Origin of the sequence: Streptomyces sp. GbtcB7 (assembly GCF_019091445.1) — a bacterium.
GTDB lineage: Bacteria > Actinomycetota > Actinomycetes > Streptomycetales > Streptomycetaceae > Streptomyces > Streptomyces mirabilis.
The window spans coordinates 264,955-280,005 of sequence record NZ_JAGXJM010000010.1; the positions used below are offsets into that span (position 1 = coordinate 264,955).

Genomic DNA, 15,051 nt, shown 5'->3' on the forward strand with positions numbered 1-15,051 from the left:
GTCACAGGTCCCCCGCGATCGTGTTGCGCTCACTGGGCTGAACGTAGACCAGTCCGTCGCCCTCGAAGCGGATCTGGAAGGCCTCGCCGCCGCCCTCGCCCATGAACGTGCGGAAGGTCACGCCGGCCTGGAAGGACTGCCGGACATTGCCCTGGTGCGCGATGTACGCCCCCGGGTCGACCGTCAGCGGGTACTGGGAGCTGACACGCAGCACCACCGCCGGGCCGTCGGACGTGATCGCCGCCTGGCCGTGGCCCTCGACGGTGGTCGTGAACAGCCCGTTGCCCTGGGAGGCGCCTCTGAGGCCCGTGAAGGACGTGCCCGTCCGCAGGCCCGCGTCGGTCGCGAGCAGGTTGCTCGACTCGACGTACAGCTTGTCCCCCTGGAGGTTCACCAGGTTGATCTCGGAGGCCCGGTCCGCGAACCAGCAGGTCCCTTGCCCCTTCACCTCCATCACCGTCATCTGCTCACCGGTGATGCGCCGGGTCACCATCCCGCGGATCCCCTCCCCACCACCGCTCAGCTTCTTGAACGCCATCTGACCGTCGTACGCGACCATCGAGCCGTTCTTCGCCTTCACGGCGTCCCCGGTCATGTCGACGGCCAGCACCTTGCTGCCTTGAAGTCGGAACATCGCCACGTGGTGAAGGTAGCGGCAGGGCGCGAACGCGGACAGGGCCCACGGGTGGATCTCACCCCTGAGCGGACCCTTAGGGGCCAAGCGGACATCCCCGCCCCGCACCCCGGGGCGGGGGTGCCCCGGCTCGGGTGCCACAATGGGGACGCTTGTGCTTACGTTCACAAAGCGGCTCCCCGCCGAAAGCGAATCTCCCACCGAAGGTGACCCGTGGACATAAAGACCGCCACCGCCCTCCGCCGCCTCCGCCTGGTCTCGGCCCCTGAGGCCGTCTCCTTCCTGCTGCTGCTCCTCTGCTCGGTGCTGAAGCGGACCACGGACTTCAACGGGGTGCCCGTCATGGGCTCCATCCACGGGATCCTCTTCATCCTGTACGTGATCTTCTGGGCGGACGCCTGGAACCGCACCAAGTGGGGCAAGAAGACGGCGGCCCTCTACTTCGTCCTCTCCGTGCTGCCCACCGGCGGCTTCTTCGCCGAGCGCAAGCTGCGGCGCGAGAGTGAGGACGCGGTCATCGCCTCCCGTGCCCGCCGCGAGGGAGTCGTGGAGTCCTCATGATCGTCGCTTTCTCCGTGACGCCCCTGGGTGTCGGCGAGGACGTGGGGGAGTACGTCGCCGACGCCGTCCGGGTCGTGCGTGAATCGGGGCTGCCGAACCGCACCGACGCCATGTTCACCTCCGTCGAGGGGGAGTGGGACGAGGTGATGGACGTGGTCAAGCGCGCCGTCGCCGCCGTCGAGGCACGGGCGCCGCGCGTCTCCGTCGTCCTGAAGGCGGACATCCGCCCCGGTGTGACGGACGGTCTGACCTCCAAGGTGGAGACGGTGGAGCGGCACCTGTCCGCGTAGGCCTCCGGCGGGAAGACCCGAAACCCCGGTCCAGTGGGCCGGGGTATTTCGCGCCCGACTGTTTGAGCGATCGCTCAAACCCCGGTAATCTCAGGCACGATCGATTGAGCGATCGCTCAAAAGTGGTCACTGATCTGGGGGTTCGGTAAATGGGGCTCTACGTAGAGGCACATGTACGAGGCGATCTCGACGACCTGTGGGCACGGACGCAGGACCCCGCGCAGCACCAGCGCTGGGACCTGAGGTTCACCTCCATCGACTACCTCCCGCCCATCGAGGGCGAGCCGCAGCGCTTCCGGTACGCCACCCGGGTGCTGCCCTTCCTGACCGTCGCCGGGACGGGCGCCTGCGCCGGGGAGAAGGAGCGCCCCGACGGCACCCGCACCTCCGCCCTGCGCTTCGCCTCCCCGCACCCGCTCTCCCTCCTCGCCGAGGGCAGCGGCTACTGGCGCTACGTCCCCGACGCCGACGGCGTCCGCTTCCTCACCGGGTACGACTACCGCCCGCGCTGGGGCCGCTTCGGAGCCGTGGCCGACCGGCTCCTCTTCCGCCCCCTCATCGGCTGGGCCACGGCCTGGTCCTTCGACCGGCTGCGGATCTGGCTGGAGCGGGGCATCACCCCGGAGCGGGCGCTGCGCCACTGGCTCGCCGAGTGCGCCGTGCGCGGCTTCGTCCTTCTGGCCGCCTGCTCGGGCACGGTGTACGGCGCGCTCGTGGACGCGGCGGGCCCGCTGGCGCCGCTCGCCTTCTACTCGACCCCCGTACTGGCCGTCGTCGCCGTCCTCCTGGCGCTCCTCGTGCCCCCGCTGCCCGGCACCCCGGCCGCGCGCCGCTGCCTGCGCACCCCGATCGCGCGGGTCCGCGCCCCCCGCGTCCTCGCCACCCTGGAGCAGCGGTGACCCCCTCCATCTTCCGCACCGCGATGGGTGCCGACTTCGACCGCCTCCACCCCGAGCTGAGGCGACGCTTCTCCGTGGGCCTGGCCGGCGGCGAGGCGTGCACCGGCCACGGCGTCATGGACCGCGTCTGGCACGGGAGGGGCTTCGTGAAGCCGTTCCTGGTCCTCGGCGGCACCCGCAACATCCTCGTCCCGTGTGCGGGCCAAAACGTCCCCTTCATGATCGAGAATGTGCCCTACGCCGACACCTTCGGCCGTGAGACGGTGAGCTTCGTGCGCACCTTCGACCTGCCCGGCCGCTCCCGCCGCTTCGACGCCCAGATGGTGCTGAGCCCCAAGGGCGACCGCGTCCTCGACTACCTCGGTACGCATCAGCACCTCGCCAGCGACCTGCACCTGCGCGCCGAGCCCGACGGTTCCCTGCTGATCCGCTCCGGCGAACACCGCTTCCGGGAGGGCCCGGTGGACGTCCGCGTCCCCGAACTCATCGGCGCCGACGCCGAGGTGCGCGAGTCCTTCGACGACTCCACGGGCCGCTTCCACATCCGGGTCCGGGTCGTGAACCGCCACTTCGGCCCGCTCTTCGGTTACGAGGGCAGCTTCCGGGCGACGTACACCGACGTCCGTACCCGCGGGGTGCGGCCCGGGCTGCGGCCCGTCCGCGAGGAGGCGCGCGCGTGAGCGAGGCGACCCGGGCGAAACTGCTGGAGGGCGCCCTGCGGACGCTCACCGAGCAGGGGATCGCGAAGGCCTCGGCCCGTACGATCGCGGCGACCGCCGGGGTCAACCAGGCCCTCGTCTTCTACCACTTCGGATCCGTGGACGAGTTGCTGTCGGCCGCGGTCCGCCACGGGGCGGAGCAGCGGGTCGCGAACTACCGGGAACGGCTCGCCGAGGTCGGGTCGCTGGCGGAACTCCTCGCGTTCGGGCGGGAGATGCACGAGGTGGAGCGGGCCGAGGGGCATGTCGCCGTCCTGGGGCAGCTCCTCGCCGGGGCGCAGACGGACGCGCGTCTGGCGCCCGCGACCTCGGCGGGACTTGATCTGTGGATCACCGAGATCGAGCGGGTCCTGGTCCGGGTCCTCGCGCCGACCCCGCTCGGCGAGTTCACCGATCCGGCCGGGCTGGCGCGTGCCGTCGCCGCGTCCTTCGTCGGCATCGAGCTGTACGAGGGGGTCGACCCCGAGGGTTCCCGGGCCGCCCTCGACGCCCTGGAACAACTGGCCGCCCTGGTCGCCGCCCTCGACACCCTCGGCCCGGTCGCCCAACGAGCCATCCGCCACCACCTGCGCCGCACCACGCGCGGCTGACCGGGGCGACGCGGGGCGGGCTATTGCTCCGGACCCGACGCCAGTGCCATCCCCAGGGGGGTGCGTTCGTACAGGACCTGGTGGCCGTAGCGGCGTGAGGTGAGCAGGCCTCCGGCGCGCAGGACCGTGAGGTGGGCGGAGACGGACGACGGGGCGAGGCGGAGGCGGTGGGCGAGGGCCGTGGTGGTGGTGGGTTCGTCCAGGGCCGTGAGGACGGTGGCCCTGCCCCGTCCCAGGAGTCGCACGAGGGCGTCGGGGGTGTGGTCCGTCGGTTCGGCCCACAGACCGCCGATGCCGCGGGCGGGGTAGGCGAGCGTGGGCTGCCAGGGCGGATCGAAGGAACTGACCACCTCCGGCCAGATGAAGACGCTCGGCACCAGAATCAGGCCCTGGCCCGCGAGGTCCCGCTCGTGCCGGCCCTTCCACTCGATGGTCAGCGTGTGGGAGCGCCAGCCGAACCGACGGTCGATCTCCGGCAGCAGCCCGCCCAGACCGACCTCCGCGAGCCGCCGCGAGTGGAACGCGATGTCCGCCTCCAGCAGGGCGCGCAGCCGCGGCCAGTCCGGCTCGACGAGTGCGTGCCAGGCCGTCTCCATGAGGTCGGCCAGCTCCTGGACCATGCGCATCGGGTCCTTCAACAGCGACCTGCCTCGGGACGACTCGAGGGCGCCGGGAGTGTCCGCGAGTGACCTCGCGGTCTCCTCGCGGGCCGCCTCGGGGTCGGCCGCGCGGACCGCCGCGATCTCCTCCTCGAAGGTGGCCGCAGGACCGATCGGAGGCGGGCAGAGCCAGTCGGGGCAGTAGCCGCGCTGCGGCATCAGCAGCCACAGCGGTGCGAGGTCGAGTCCGGCGGCGGCCGCGCGGATACGGCGCAGCCAGTGCGCGTGGTAGCCGTGCCGCGCGGGACGGTTGAGCGTGCGGACCGCCTCCTGCGTCTCCCACAGGGGCGACACCGCGAAACGGCAGTTGAGGAGGTCGTCCTCCCCGAAGTGCAGAAGGGAAGGCAAGGAAAGGCACCCCCTGAAGATTCGGCTGGAGCCGAAACTCTATGGGCCGGCCCGACGGGTGAGCACGCTGTTGCCCATGCCGGAAGCAGAGATGGCGGAGACGAAGGCCACAACGACGCCGCCCACCCCACCGAACGCGCCCGAAGTCACGGGCTACGGCCGAGTCTTCGCCGTACGGGAGTTCCGCGCCGTCTTCGCGGCCCACGCGTTCTCGCTGCTCGGGCTCGTGGTCAGCGAGCTCGCCCTGTCCGTCCTGGTCTACGACCTGACGGGCTCGCCCCTGATGAGCGCCCTGACGTTCGCGCTCGGCTTCCTCCCGTACCTCGTCGGCGGCACCCTCCTCGCCGGCGCCGCGGACCGCTTCCCGGCCCGCCGGGTCCTCGTGGTGTGCGACCTGGTGTGCGCGGGCTGCGTGGCCGTCATGGTGGTGCCGGGCGCGCCCATCGCCATACTGCTGGCCATGCGCTGCGCGCTCGCCGTCGTCTCACCGCTCTTCCAGGGGGCGCGGACGGCGACGCTGACCGACGTCCTCGGCGACGGCGACCTGTTCGTACTGGGCCGCTCGCTGCTGCGGATCGTCTCGCAGGGCGCGCTGCTCGCCGGGTTCGGGCTCGGCGGCGTGCTGCTCACCGTCGTGTCCCCGCGCGGCGCGCTGCTCATCACGGTGTGCACCTTCCTGACCTCCGCCGCGCTGCTGCGCTTCGGCACCCGGCGACGGCCCGCGCGGGCCCGTCACGAAGGCGCGCTGGTGCGGGACTCGCTCCACGGAACCCGCCGGATCCTCGCCGACCGGCGTGTACGGGCCCTGCTCCTGCTGTTCTGGGTGCCGCCGATGTTCGCCGTCGCGCCGGAGGCGCTGGCCGCGCCCTACGCCGACGGGCTCGGCGCCGGATCGGCCGGGCTCGGCCTGCTGATGTGCGCCCTGCCGGTCGGCACGATCGCGGGGGAGCTGTACGCGGGTTCGAGGCTGTGGCCCGCGGCCCGCACCCGGCTCGCCCTCCCGCTCGTCTGCGTCACCCTGCTGCCGTACGTCGGCTACGTCCTGCGGCCGGACCTCGGCTGGTCGCTGGCCCTGCTGCTGCTCGCGGGCACCGGGTCCGCGTACTCGCTCGGCCTGGACCAGTGGTTCGTGCGGGCCGTGCCCGAGGAGCTGCGCGGGCGGGCGATGACTTTGAACACCGCCGGTCTGATGACCGTCCAGGGGGTGGGAATGGCGCTGTCGGGGGTGGCGGCGGAGTTCGCCGGAGTGCGGGCGACCGTCGCGGGGGCGGGGGTGCTCGGCACCGTCTGCTGCGTACTGCTGGCGGTGGAGGCGCGGCGTACGGAAGGGGCCGCGACCCCCGTCGTGGAGGGGCCCGGGACCGAAAGGCGAGACGGGGCTGACCAGCATATGACCGGCGGGTAAGGTCTTATGCCGTGCCGAAGCCGCTCAGTCTTGCCTTCGATCCCATCGCCCGCGCCGACGAACTCTGGAAGCAGCGCTGGGGATCCGTGCCGTCCATGGCCGCGATCACCTCGATCATGCGCGCGCACCAGATCCTGCTCGCCGAGGTCGACGCGGTCGTCAAGCCGTACGGACTCACCTTCGCGCGCTACGAGGCACTGGTCCTGCTCACCTTCTCCAAGGCCGGCGAGCTCCCGATGTCCAAGATCGGCGAGCGCCTCATGGTGCACCCGACCTCCGTCACGAACACCGTGGACCGGCTGGTGAAGTCCGGGCTGGTCGACAAGCGGCCCAACCCCAACGACGGGCGCGGCACGCTCGCCTCCATCACCGAGAAGGGCCGCGAGGTCTGCGACGCGGCGACCCGCGACCTGATGGCGATGGACTTCGGGCTCGGGGCCTACGACTCCGAGGAGTGCGCGGAGATCTTCGCGATGCTGCGGCCCCTGCGCATCGCCGCGAGCGACTTCGACGAGGAATAGACGAGGAACAGAGAAAGAGACGAGCAGGGGTACAGAGGCGCGCCGGGGCGGGGGTGCTCGTAGATCGCGCAAAAGGGGTCGTTACGCTCATCCCCATGAAGAAGAGCGTGCTGACCCGCTACCGCGTGATGGCCTACGTCACCGGTGTGCTGCTGGTCCTGCTGACCCTCGGTGTGATCGCCAAGTACGTGCTCGACATGAACGGTGCCGTGGACTTCACCCGCGTCGTCGCCATCGCGCACGGCTGGCTCTACGTCGTCTACCTGGTCTTCGCCTTCGACCTGGGCTCCAAGGCGAAGTGGCCGGTCGGCAAGCAGTTGTGGGTGCTGCTCGCGGGCACCATTCCGACGGCCGCGTTCTTCGTGGAGCGGAAGATCACCCAGGAGCTGGAGTCGAAGATCGCGGAGGACTCTCCCGTGGTCGCCAAGGCGTAACCCTTACCGCCACGGGAGTGGTCCGTGGCGGTTCCCCATCGACATTTACTAGGACGTCCTAGTAAATTCGAAGCATGGACGCTGACGCCATCGAAGAGGGCCGCCGCCGCTGGCAGGCCCGGTACGACACCTCGCGCAAGCGTGAGGCCGACTTCACCACGCTCTCCGGTGATCCGGTGGAGCCGGTGTACGGGCCACGGCCGGGGGACAGGTACGACGGCTTCGAGCGGATCGGCTGGCCCGGCGAGTACCCCTTCACCCGCGGCCTGTACCCGACCGGCTACCGAGGGCGTACGTGGACGATCCGCCAGTTCGCCGGGTTCGGGAACGCGGAGCAGACGAACGAGCGCTACAAGATGATCCTCGCCGCGGGCGGCGGTGGACTGTCGGTCGCCTTCGACATGCCGACGCTCATGGGGCGAGACTCCGACGATCCGCGCTCCCTCGGCGAGGTCGGGCACTGTGGGGTCGCGATCGACTCGGCGGCCGACATGGAGGTCCTGTTCAAGGACATCCCGCTGGGTGACGTCACGACGTCGATGACGATCAGCGGTCCGGCCGTACCCGTTTTCTGCATGTACCTGGTCGCGGCGGAACGGCAAGGGATCGACCCGTCGGTCCTGAACGGCACCCTCCAGACCGACATCTTCAAGGAGTACATCGCCCAGAAGGAGTGGCTCTTCCAGCCCGAGCCGCACCTGCGCCTCATCGGCGACCTGATGGAGCACTGCGCCGCGAAGATCCCCGCGTACAAGCCGCTGTCCGTCTCCGGGTACCACATCCGGGAGGCCGGCTCCACGGCCGCGCAGGAGCTGGCGTACACGCTGGCGGACGGGTTCGGCTACGTCGAGCTGGGGCTCTCGCGCGGCCTCGACGTGGACGTCTTCGCCCCCGGCCTCTCCTTCTTCTTCGACGCGCACCTCGACTTCTTCGAGGAGATCGCCAAGTTCCGGGCGGCGCGGCGGATCTGGGCGCGATGGATGCGGGACGTGTACGGGGCGAAGTCGGACAAGGCGCAGTGGCTGCGCTTCCACACACAGACCGCGGGTGTCTCGCTGACGGCGCAGCAGCCGTACAACAACGTCGTCCGTACGGCGGTGGAGGCGCTCGCGGCCGTTCTGGGCGGCACGAACTCCCTCCACACCAACGCGCTGGACGAGACGCTCGCGCTGCCGTCCGAGCAGGCCGCCGAGATCGCCCTGCGGACGCAGCAGGTGCTGATGGAGGAGACAGGCGTCGCCAACGTCGCCGACCCGCTGGGCGGTTCCTGGTACGTCGAGCAGCTGACCGACCGGATCGAGGCCGACGCGGAGAAGATCTTCGAGCAGATCAAGGAGCGGGGGCTGCGGGCGCATCCCGACGGGCAGCACCCGATCGGTCCCATCACCTCCGGCATCCTTCGGGGCATCGAGGACGGCTGGTTCACCGGGGAGATCGCCGAGTCGGCGTTCCAGTACCAGCGGGCGTTGGAGAAGGGTGACAAGCGGGTGGTGGGCGTGAACGTCCATCACGGGTCCGTGACCGGGGATCTGGAGATCCTGCGGGTCAGTCACGAGGTGGAGCGGGAGCAGGTACGGGAGTTGGGGGTGCGGCGGGGTGGGCGCGACGACGCGCGCGTACGGGCCTCGCTGGACGCGCTGCTCGCCGCCGCGCGGGACGGGTCGAACATGATCGTGCCCATGCTGGAGGCGGTGCGGGCCGAGGCTACGCTCGGCGAGATCTGTGACGTGCTCCGGGACGAGTGGGGCGTGTACACGGAACCGGCGGGCTTCTGACCCGCCGGGGCTCCGCCCCGGACCCCGAGCGTCCATCGTTCTCTGCGGGTGCGTGGGGGCTGGTCGCGCAGTTCCCCGCGCCCCTCGAGCCGGGGCTGCGCCCCCGATCCCTCGAGCGTCCTTCTTCGACCGCGGGTGCGTGGGGGTTGGGCGCGCAGTTCCCCGCGCCCCTGAACGCCTCGGGTCGGCCGGTGTTCGATGGCGAGGCCACTCACCGCGCCCCACCTACCCCGACTCGCCCACCGTTTGAGGGCGAGGCTGTTCAGGGGGCGGGAGGCGTGCCTGTCAGGCCCAACAGGAGGACCTGGGTGAACGCGCGGACCCACTCCTCGTCCGCGGGCTCCGCGCTGACCAGTGTGCGATGCACCACCGCCCCCGCGACCACGTCGAAGATGAGGTCCGCCGTACGCGCGGCGACCTCGGGGTCGGACTCCGGAGGGAGTTCGCCGCGCGCGGTGGCCCGGGCCCGCCCCTCCACGACAAGCCGCTTCTGGCGGTCGACGATGGACGTGCGGATGCGTTCGCGCAGCGGCTCGTCACGGGTCGACTCGGCCACCACCGCCATCAGGGCCGTCGCGGTCTCGGGCCGGTTCAGGAGCGCCGCGAACTGAAGCACCACGCCCTCGATGTCGGCGGCGAGGCTCCCGCGGTCGGGGAGTTCCAGTTCGTCGAAGAGGACGGCCACCGCGTCGACCACGAGCTCGTTCTTGCCCGCCCAGCGACGATAGAGGGTCGTCTTGGCGACCCCGGCCCGCGTCGCCACGTCCCCCAACGTCAGCTTGGACCAGCCCAGTTCGACCAGCGCCGCCCGCGTCGCCTGCAGGATCGCGGCGTCCGCGGCAGCGCTGCGCGGGCGTCCCGTGCGGGGGGTGGTGGCGCGACTCTGCATGTCAGGACCTTATCCGCCGCCCCGGCCGGCCCAAATCAGGCGGTTGTGTGAAGTCGTGAGGGAGATCACCGGGGTATGGCGGACAGGGGGGCCGCGGGACAGTTACGCTACGAGTCGTAGCGAAAGCTCGTACACAGTGACTCGTGAACGGGCGACAACCATGGACGCCAGGTGGGGACCCGGCGCCCGACAGCACGGATCGAGTCGGGTCGCGTCGTAAAGCGGCCCGGCTTTCACAGCGCTTTTCACACGTGCGCGAGGAAGGGGGAGGATGTACTCATGCAGCCACGGAACATGTCCATGAGCGGAGTCGTCGACCTCGCCGCGGTGAAGGCGGCCCAGGAGGCCAAGGCGAAGGCGGAGCAGGCGCGCGCCGAAGCGGCCAGGCAGGGCGGCGGAGGCGGGGCCGTGTCTCCCGCCGGCCTCGTCATCGATGTCGACGAGGCGGGATTCGAGCGCGATGTCCTTCAGCGGTCCACCGAGGTCCCGGTCGTCATCGACTTCTGGGCCGAGTGGTGCGAGCCCTGCAAGCAGTTGAGCCCGGTACTCGAACGGCTGGCCGTCGAGTACAACGGACGATTCGTCCTTGCCAAGATCGACGTCGACGCCAACCAGATGTTGATGCAGCAGTTCGGGATCCAGGGGATCCCGGCCGTGTTCGCCGTCGTGGCGGGGCAGGCACTGCCGCTCTTCCAGGGTGCGGCCGGAGAGGCGCAGATCCGCGGGACCCTCGACCAGCTCGTCGAGGTCGCCGAGCAGCGCTTCGGCCTGACCGGCCTGACGGTCGACCCCGACAGCGCCCCGGCGGTGCACGAGGTGCCGGCAGGGCCCTACGACGCGCTCCTGGAGGCCGCTGTGCAGGCCCTGGACGCGGGTGACTTCGGCGGTGCCGTACAGGCGTACAAGAACGTGCTGAGCGACGACCCCGGCAACACGGAGGCCAAGCTCGGCCTCGCGCAGGCCGAGTTGCTGCAGCGCGTGCAGGGTGCCGACCCGCTCCAGGTGCGCAAGGACGCCGCCGAGAAGCCCAAGGACGTACCGGCGCAGATCGCGGCCGCGGACCTCGACCTGGTGGGCGGGCACGTCGAAGACGCGTTCGGGCGGCTCATCGACACGGTGCAGCGCACGGCGGGCGACGACCGGGATGCCGTACGGCTGAGGCTGTTGGAGCTTTTCGAGGTCGTGGGCGGCGACGATCCGCGGGTGATCGCGGCGCGCCGGGCGCTGGCGCGGGCGCTGTTCTGATCGACTCTCCGACCGGGCTCCGCCCGGTGTGCTGACCTGTTCCTAAACGCCGGGGCGTGTGATGCCCAGGTGAAAGATTTGCCGAGAGAGCGGCAGGTGGCCGCGCTTTACCAAAACTTGGTAAACGCGGCCGCTGTTACTGGGAGTAAGTCAGGGGCGTTGATCTGTCGGATTCTGTCCGTGGATCAACTGTTTTGGCGTCACCCTTGGTGCCACCCAGAGTTGCCGACCGATACCGCCGGGTCGTTGTTCGGTTATCCGGCCGTTACTAGCCAGTAACGAACCCCCTTGTGCGGGCGGCCAGAATGCACCACGATCGGCGACGCTCGGTCCATTCCCCCTACCCCGACAGCCAATCGGGTCAAGGGGTTTTCTGGGTCCCCACCGAGTAGGGGCGGCGGCAGTGGCGCCGGCCCTTGGACAGGGGGGTCTCTGCCGTTCGGCGGAGCCTGTCCAGCAGGTTGTGCGTGATGCGTGTCAGGCGCGACCAGTGGTTGTCGCTCGGGGGTGATCGCCGGTGATGTCGGGCGCAGTTGGCGCTCGACGAGTACGGGCGCTCTCCTTCCCGAGGACGTAGCACTTCTCCCATCCCTGCCCGGCTGAGCCGCCGACATGGGTCAGTCAGGGCCAGGAGATGTACGTCCGAGAAGGAGGAAATATGGAGTCCCAGGTGCGTGGCGGGACCAGATGGAAGCGGTTCGCGGTCGTGATGGTGCCCAGCGTGGCCGCCACGGCAGCGATAGGTGTCGCCCTCGCGCAGGGCGCTCTCGCCGCGTCGTTCAGTGTTTCGGGTCAGTCGTTCAAGGTGACGGCGGACTCGCTCCACGGAGAAGGCTTCTCGCAGTACGGAGCCATCGACTCGGGGTACACCCTCGACGGTCAGAAGACGGCTCACCCCGTCGCGGTCTCGGCGTTCAAGTCCGCGTCGATCACCAACATGTGCCAGTCCGTGGTCACCCCGAACATCCCGCTGCTCGGATCGGTCAGTCTGGTCCTGAAGGCGGGCGGCGGTGGCACGCCGGTCCAGGCCGAGAACCTGTACATCGACGTCGAGGACCTGCAGGCCGACGCGGTGTTCCACAACATCGACATCGGTGTTGCGGCCAAGGACGCCAGCAAGGGTCCGGGCATTGCCAAGGGTGACCAGGCGAACCCGTACGGATTCGCCCAGCAGGCCGACTCGGCCGACCTGACCGATGTGAAGCAGACGGCGTGGGCGACCACCGCCGGTACGTTCAAGCTCAGCGGCCTGAAGATGTCGCTGTCCAAGGGCGTCAAGGAGTGCTACTAGGCACTCCAGGGGCGGGCGGGGGAGCCGGCAGCTGCCCCGCCCGCCCCACCTTTTCCCGCAGTACGTGAACTACTCAAGCGCGTACGCCACACAGTAAAGCCGTTCCAGGGAGCCGTTTCCATGAGCGCCGAGTCACCCGGGCAGAGCGAGCACTATCTCCAAGTCTTCCGGCGGAACTTCCGTACCTGGAGGGGCGATCGCCCGTTCTGGGCCGGCTTGTTCATCCTGCTCGGCGGCTTCCCCATCGCCTACTTCCCGTACGCGAACCTTCAGATCGGCCATCTGACGCTGGCGATGTCCACCACCGCCGGCGCCGGCTCCCTGATCATCGGCGTGCTGCTCTGGGTCCTGGGCATCAGTCTCTGGTTCCAGAAGCACGTACGGACCTTCGCCGGGGTCGCGGCGATCCTGCTCGCGCTGGTCTCCATCCCGGTGTCCAACCTCGGTGGCTTCCTCATCGGCTTCCTCTTCGCCATGACCGGCGGCGCGATGGCGGTCTCCTGGGTTCCTGGAGAGCCCGGCGAGGGGCAGCGCGCGCCGGCGCACAAGAGCGAGGGCGGCGCCCCGGGCGCCCCCGACACCACCCCGAACACCCCGAACACCCCGAACACCCCGCACCTGCCGCAGAGCCCGGAGTCCACGGGCATCCAGCACGGTGCCGACAGCGCGGGCCCCGCGGTCGCCGACGAGTCGGGCGAGCCGAGGGACCTGTCAGGAATGAGCTCCGCTCACGGGGCGAACGGGAGGCACAGTGCCGGCTGACGAGGTGACCCGCGGGACCGAGGTGGACGAGTCCCGGGTGAGAACCGGGCCGCGCCACGCGGCCCCGAGGAAGCCGCTGTTCACCAGGTTCCACGTGCCCGCGGGCAAGGCCGTCGCCATCGCGGCGATGCCGACCGCGGTTCTCATGGGGATGGGGTTCACGCCGACACTCGCCCGGGCCGACGACCACTCGCCCGCCAAGAGCCTGACCGCCGACGAGTACCAGAAGTGCGTCGAGGCCGTGGACGGCAAGGACGCGTCGGCCAGCCCGACTCCCTCCGCTTCGACCTCCTCCTCTTCCTCGGCGAGCGCCTCCGCGTCCGCCGACAAGCCGGATCCGACCCCCTCGGCGAGCACGTCCTCGTCGCCGGACAAGACCTCTTCGTCGGATTCAGGTTCCGACGACAAGGCCGGGTCCACGCCGACGCCGTCCGCGAGCAAGTCGGCGCAGAGCAGTGGCGGTGGCAGCGCTTCGACGGCGACCCCGTCGGCGTCCGCGAGCAGCGGGGGCGACCTGCTGGGCACCATCGGCGACGCGATCACGGGCATCTTCACCGGCGGCAGCGGCTCCACGGCGAGCGCCACCGCGAGCCCCACGCCGTCGGCCTCCGCGTCCGCCTCGGCGAGCGCGACCAAGGACACCGGCGACAAGACCACGTCCGACACGCTCAAGGACACCACCGGCAAGGTCGCCGACACGGTCAAGAACACCGTGAAGGACACGACCGACACGGCGACCAAGGCGGCCGAGGACACCACCAAGGCGGTCAAGGACGCGACCGACGCGGTCACCTCGCCCAGCCCGTCCGCGAGCTCCACCACCAACGCGGCGGACTGCCCGGTCGCCACCGACGCCGAGGGCGGCGTCGACAACCCGGTGACCCTGCCCGACGACCCCTGGTACCTGAACGCCAGCTCGCTGCTCCTCAAGGGCGCGGACTACCAGGGCATCGTGAAGGTGAAGACCGCCAACGGCACCGTCAAGAAGGTCCTGAAGTACGTCATCTCCGACGGCACCGACATCGGCGACCTGCACCAGACGGTGAACGACAAGCAGTCCGGCAAGACGTACCACGTGCAGGCCGGCAGCGGTACGACGTCCACCATCCGTGACGGCAAGACGGTGATGTACACCGAAAGCATCTCCGGCAACCTGCTCGGCCTGATCCCGATCACGTTCAGCCCGGACAACCCGCCGCCGCTGAACATACCGCTGATCTACTTCACCAAGGTGAAGGTCGTCCAGGCCGGCCAGTTCGGCGGCACGCTGACCATCCCCGGGCTGCACCAGTACGTGACCGGCTGACGGCCGGTCGCGACCAAGACCCGTTCGGGAGCCGCACACAGGACTGTGGCCCGGTTCCTCCGCTCACGCGGAGGGCCGGGCCACAGTTCTGAACGGAGCGGGGCGGAAGAGCTCAGCAGGGAAGCGTTCGCGGCGGCGGGGGGATGTTCTGATGAGTGGCCTCTTCGACGGGCTGGACCGGCTCGACCTGGACGCGCACGCGCGTCGTTGGTCGGCGACGGGCACGGACGACGCCCATGGGGACGTGAGCCAATGGATGGCCGCGGCACAGCAGTTCGCGGCCCGCATCCAGGCGGACCCGGCCGGGGTGAGCGACGAGCAGTGGAGGGCGATCGCCGAGGCCTGGCCGGCCCTGCTGGCGGCCGCCGAGCGCGCGACCGGCACGCAGCGCAACGAGTGGCTGTCGCGCGACCTGTGGCTCAGGTCCTGGCTGCTGGAGAAGCTGGGGCCGCGTGAGGACGTCCCCCTGTTCGACGCCGGGCCCGTGCTCGAACGAGCGCTGGACGCCATGCCGATGAGCCCGGGGGAGGCCGCCGAGCTCGCCCCGCGGTGGCGTCAGCTGGAGCGTGCGCAGATGCGCTCGCTCCGGATGATCCGGCGGCTGCTCGTGCCCCCGCGCGCCCTGGCCCCGCTCCTTGCGGATCACCCGCGGTGGAGCGAGTTCGAGGCGTATCAGCGGTTGGCCGGCGAGTTGCCGTGAAGCGCCTGTGATCATCGAACACT

General features: G+C 70.3%; 17 protein-coding genes. 14 read left to right on the forward strand and 3 right to left on the reverse strand.

Translation table 11 applies throughout. The features are described from left to right. Position 1: 1 nt before the first annotated feature. Positions 2–634: an AIM24 family protein gene (locus KVT44_RS18895; RefSeq protein WP_099920624.1), complete on the reverse strand. Its 633-nt coding sequence runs from the start codon at positions 632–634 to the stop codon at positions 2–4. A 213-nt stretch (positions 635–847) separates the two neighbouring features. Between KVT44_RS18895 and KVT44_RS18900 the strand changes: the two genes are divergently transcribed. From KVT44_RS18900 to KVT44_RS18920, 5 genes are all read left to right on the forward strand, one after another. Continuing rightward, positions 848–1,195 carry a DUF3817 domain-containing protein gene (locus KVT44_RS18900; protein WP_217567855.1) on the forward strand — a complete coding sequence of 116 codons (348 nt, stop codon included), beginning with the start codon at positions 848–850 and terminating at the stop codon, positions 1,193–1,195. Continuing rightward, positions 1,192–1,485: an MTH1187 family thiamine-binding protein gene (locus KVT44_RS18905; RefSeq protein ID WP_054233191.1), complete on the forward strand. Its 294-nt coding sequence runs from the start codon at positions 1,192–1,194 to the stop codon at positions 1,483–1,485. The genes KVT44_RS18900 and KVT44_RS18905 overlap by 4 nt, the downstream gene beginning before the upstream one ends. 149 nt (positions 1,486–1,634) lie before the next feature. Next, entirely contained in the window at positions 1,635–2,384 is a 750-nt protein-coding gene (locus KVT44_RS18910; RefSeq protein WP_217567856.1) for a hypothetical protein, read from the forward strand. A gap of 23 nt (positions 2,385–2,407) precedes the next feature. Beyond that, positions 2,408–3,064, forward strand: coding sequence for a DUF4166 domain-containing protein (locus tag KVT44_RS18915; protein ID WP_217567880.1), 657 nt, complete (start codon positions 2,408–2,410; stop codon positions 3,062–3,064). Then, positions 3,061–3,693, forward strand: coding sequence for a TetR/AcrR family transcriptional regulator (locus KVT44_RS18920; RefSeq protein WP_217567857.1), 633 nt, complete (start codon positions 3,061–3,063; stop codon positions 3,691–3,693). The genes KVT44_RS18915 and KVT44_RS18920 overlap by 4 nt, the downstream gene beginning before the upstream one ends. A 20-nt stretch (positions 3,694–3,713) precedes the next feature. Here KVT44_RS18920 and KVT44_RS18925 read toward each other — a convergent pair whose 3' ends face one another. Then, positions 3,714–4,700 (reverse strand): DUF5937 family protein, encoded by a 987-nt coding sequence (locus KVT44_RS18925; protein ID WP_217567858.1) that lies wholly within the window; start codon positions 4,698–4,700, stop codon positions 3,714–3,716. A 91-nt stretch (positions 4,701–4,791) separates the two neighbouring features. Between KVT44_RS18925 and KVT44_RS18930 the strand changes: the two genes are divergently transcribed. From KVT44_RS18930 to KVT44_RS18945, 4 genes are all read left to right on the forward strand, one after another. Beyond that, positions 4,792–6,105, forward strand: coding sequence for an MFS transporter (locus KVT44_RS18930; protein ID WP_217567881.1), 1,314 nt, complete (start codon positions 4,792–4,794; stop codon positions 6,103–6,105). Positions 6,106–6,116: 11 nt separating this feature from the next. Continuing rightward, on the forward strand, positions 6,117–6,626 hold the full coding sequence (locus KVT44_RS18935; protein ID WP_095852549.1) for a MarR family winged helix-turn-helix transcriptional regulator: 510 nt from the start codon (positions 6,117–6,119) through the stop codon (positions 6,624–6,626). Between the two features lie 95 nt (positions 6,627–6,721). Continuing rightward, positions 6,722–7,060, forward strand: coding sequence for a DUF3817 domain-containing protein (locus KVT44_RS18940; protein ID WP_099920619.1), 339 nt, complete (start codon positions 6,722–6,724; stop codon positions 7,058–7,060). A 74-nt stretch (positions 7,061–7,134) separates the two neighbouring features. Next, positions 7,135–8,835: a methylmalonyl-CoA mutase gene (locus KVT44_RS18945; RefSeq protein WP_217567859.1), complete on the forward strand. Its 1,701-nt coding sequence runs from the start codon at positions 7,135–7,137 to the stop codon at positions 8,833–8,835. 262 nt (positions 8,836–9,097) lie between these two features. Here the strand turns inward: KVT44_RS18945 and KVT44_RS18950 are convergent, their stop codons facing one another. Beyond that, a complete protein-coding gene (locus KVT44_RS18950; protein ID WP_075028955.1) occupies positions 9,098–9,724 on the reverse strand; it encodes a TetR/AcrR family transcriptional regulator in 627 nt (208 codons plus the stop codon). Between the two features lie 279 nt (positions 9,725–10,003). On the opposite strand from KVT44_RS18950, the gene KVT44_RS18955 reads away from it, so the two are divergent. From KVT44_RS18955 to KVT44_RS18975, 5 genes are all read left to right on the forward strand, one after another. Then, entirely contained in the window at positions 10,004–10,969 is a 966-nt protein-coding gene (locus tag KVT44_RS18955; protein WP_217567860.1) for a tetratricopeptide repeat protein, read from the forward strand. A 658-nt stretch (positions 10,970–11,627) separates the two neighbouring features. Continuing rightward, complete coding sequence (locus tag KVT44_RS18960) at positions 11,628–12,260, forward strand: DUF6230 family protein (protein WP_067369161.1); 633 nt, start codon at positions 11,628–11,630, stop codon at positions 12,258–12,260. A 120-nt stretch (positions 12,261–12,380) separates the two neighbouring features. Then, positions 12,381–13,022, forward strand: a complete 642-nt coding sequence (locus KVT44_RS18965; protein WP_217567861.1) for a DUF6114 domain-containing protein — start codon at positions 12,381–12,383, stop codon at positions 13,020–13,022. Then, positions 13,012–14,328 (forward strand): hypothetical protein, encoded by a 1,317-nt coding sequence (locus KVT44_RS18970; protein ID WP_217567862.1) that lies wholly within the window; start codon positions 13,012–13,014, stop codon positions 14,326–14,328. Before KVT44_RS18965 ends, KVT44_RS18970 begins: the two co-directional genes overlap by 11 nt. Positions 14,329–14,479: 151 nt before the next feature. Beyond that, complete coding sequence (locus KVT44_RS18975) at positions 14,480–15,028, forward strand: hypothetical protein (protein WP_217567863.1); 549 nt, start codon at positions 14,480–14,482, stop codon at positions 15,026–15,028. The last annotated feature ends 23 nt before the right edge of the window (positions 15,029–15,051 follow it).

What these genes read in the sequence shown, in the direction of transcription:
- KVT44_RS18960 (WP_067369161.1), top strand. Translation starts at nt 11,628, where the DNA reads ATGGAGTCCCAGGTGCGTGGCGGGACCAGATGGAAGCGGTTCGCGGTC.
- KVT44_RS18965 (WP_217567861.1), top strand. Translation starts at nt 12,381, where the DNA reads ATGAGCGCCGAGTCACCCGGGCAGAGCGAGCACTATCTCCAAGTCTTC.
- KVT44_RS18950 (WP_075028955.1), bottom strand. Translation starts at nt 9,724, where the DNA reads ATGCAGAGTCGCGCCACCACCCCCCGCACGGGACGCCCGCGCAGCGCT.
- KVT44_RS18975 (WP_217567863.1), top strand. Translation starts at nt 14,480, where the DNA reads ATGAGTGGCCTCTTCGACGGGCTGGACCGGCTCGACCTGGACGCGCAC.
- KVT44_RS18955 (WP_217567860.1), top strand. Translation starts at nt 10,004, where the DNA reads ATGCAGCCACGGAACATGTCCATGAGCGGAGTCGTCGACCTCGCCGCG.
- KVT44_RS18905 (WP_054233191.1), top strand. Translation starts at nt 1,192, where the DNA reads ATGATCGTCGCTTTCTCCGTGACGCCCCTGGGTGTCGGCGAGGACGTG.
- KVT44_RS18930 (WP_217567881.1), top strand. Translation starts at nt 4,792, where the DNA reads ATGGCGGAGACGAAGGCCACAACGACGCCGCCCACCCCACCGAACGCG.
- KVT44_RS18915 (WP_217567880.1), top strand. Translation starts at nt 2,408, where the DNA reads ATGGGTGCCGACTTCGACCGCCTCCACCCCGAGCTGAGGCGACGCTTC.
- KVT44_RS18945 (WP_217567859.1), top strand. Translation starts at nt 7,135, where the DNA reads ATGGACGCTGACGCCATCGAAGAGGGCCGCCGCCGCTGGCAGGCCCGG.
- KVT44_RS18940 (WP_099920619.1), top strand. Translation starts at nt 6,722, where the DNA reads ATGAAGAAGAGCGTGCTGACCCGCTACCGCGTGATGGCCTACGTCACC.
- KVT44_RS18910 (WP_217567856.1), top strand. Translation starts at nt 1,635, where the DNA reads ATGGGGCTCTACGTAGAGGCACATGTACGAGGCGATCTCGACGACCTG.
- KVT44_RS18895 (WP_099920624.1), bottom strand. Translation starts at nt 634, where the DNA reads ATGTTCCGACTTCAAGGCAGCAAGGTGCTGGCCGTCGACATGACCGGG.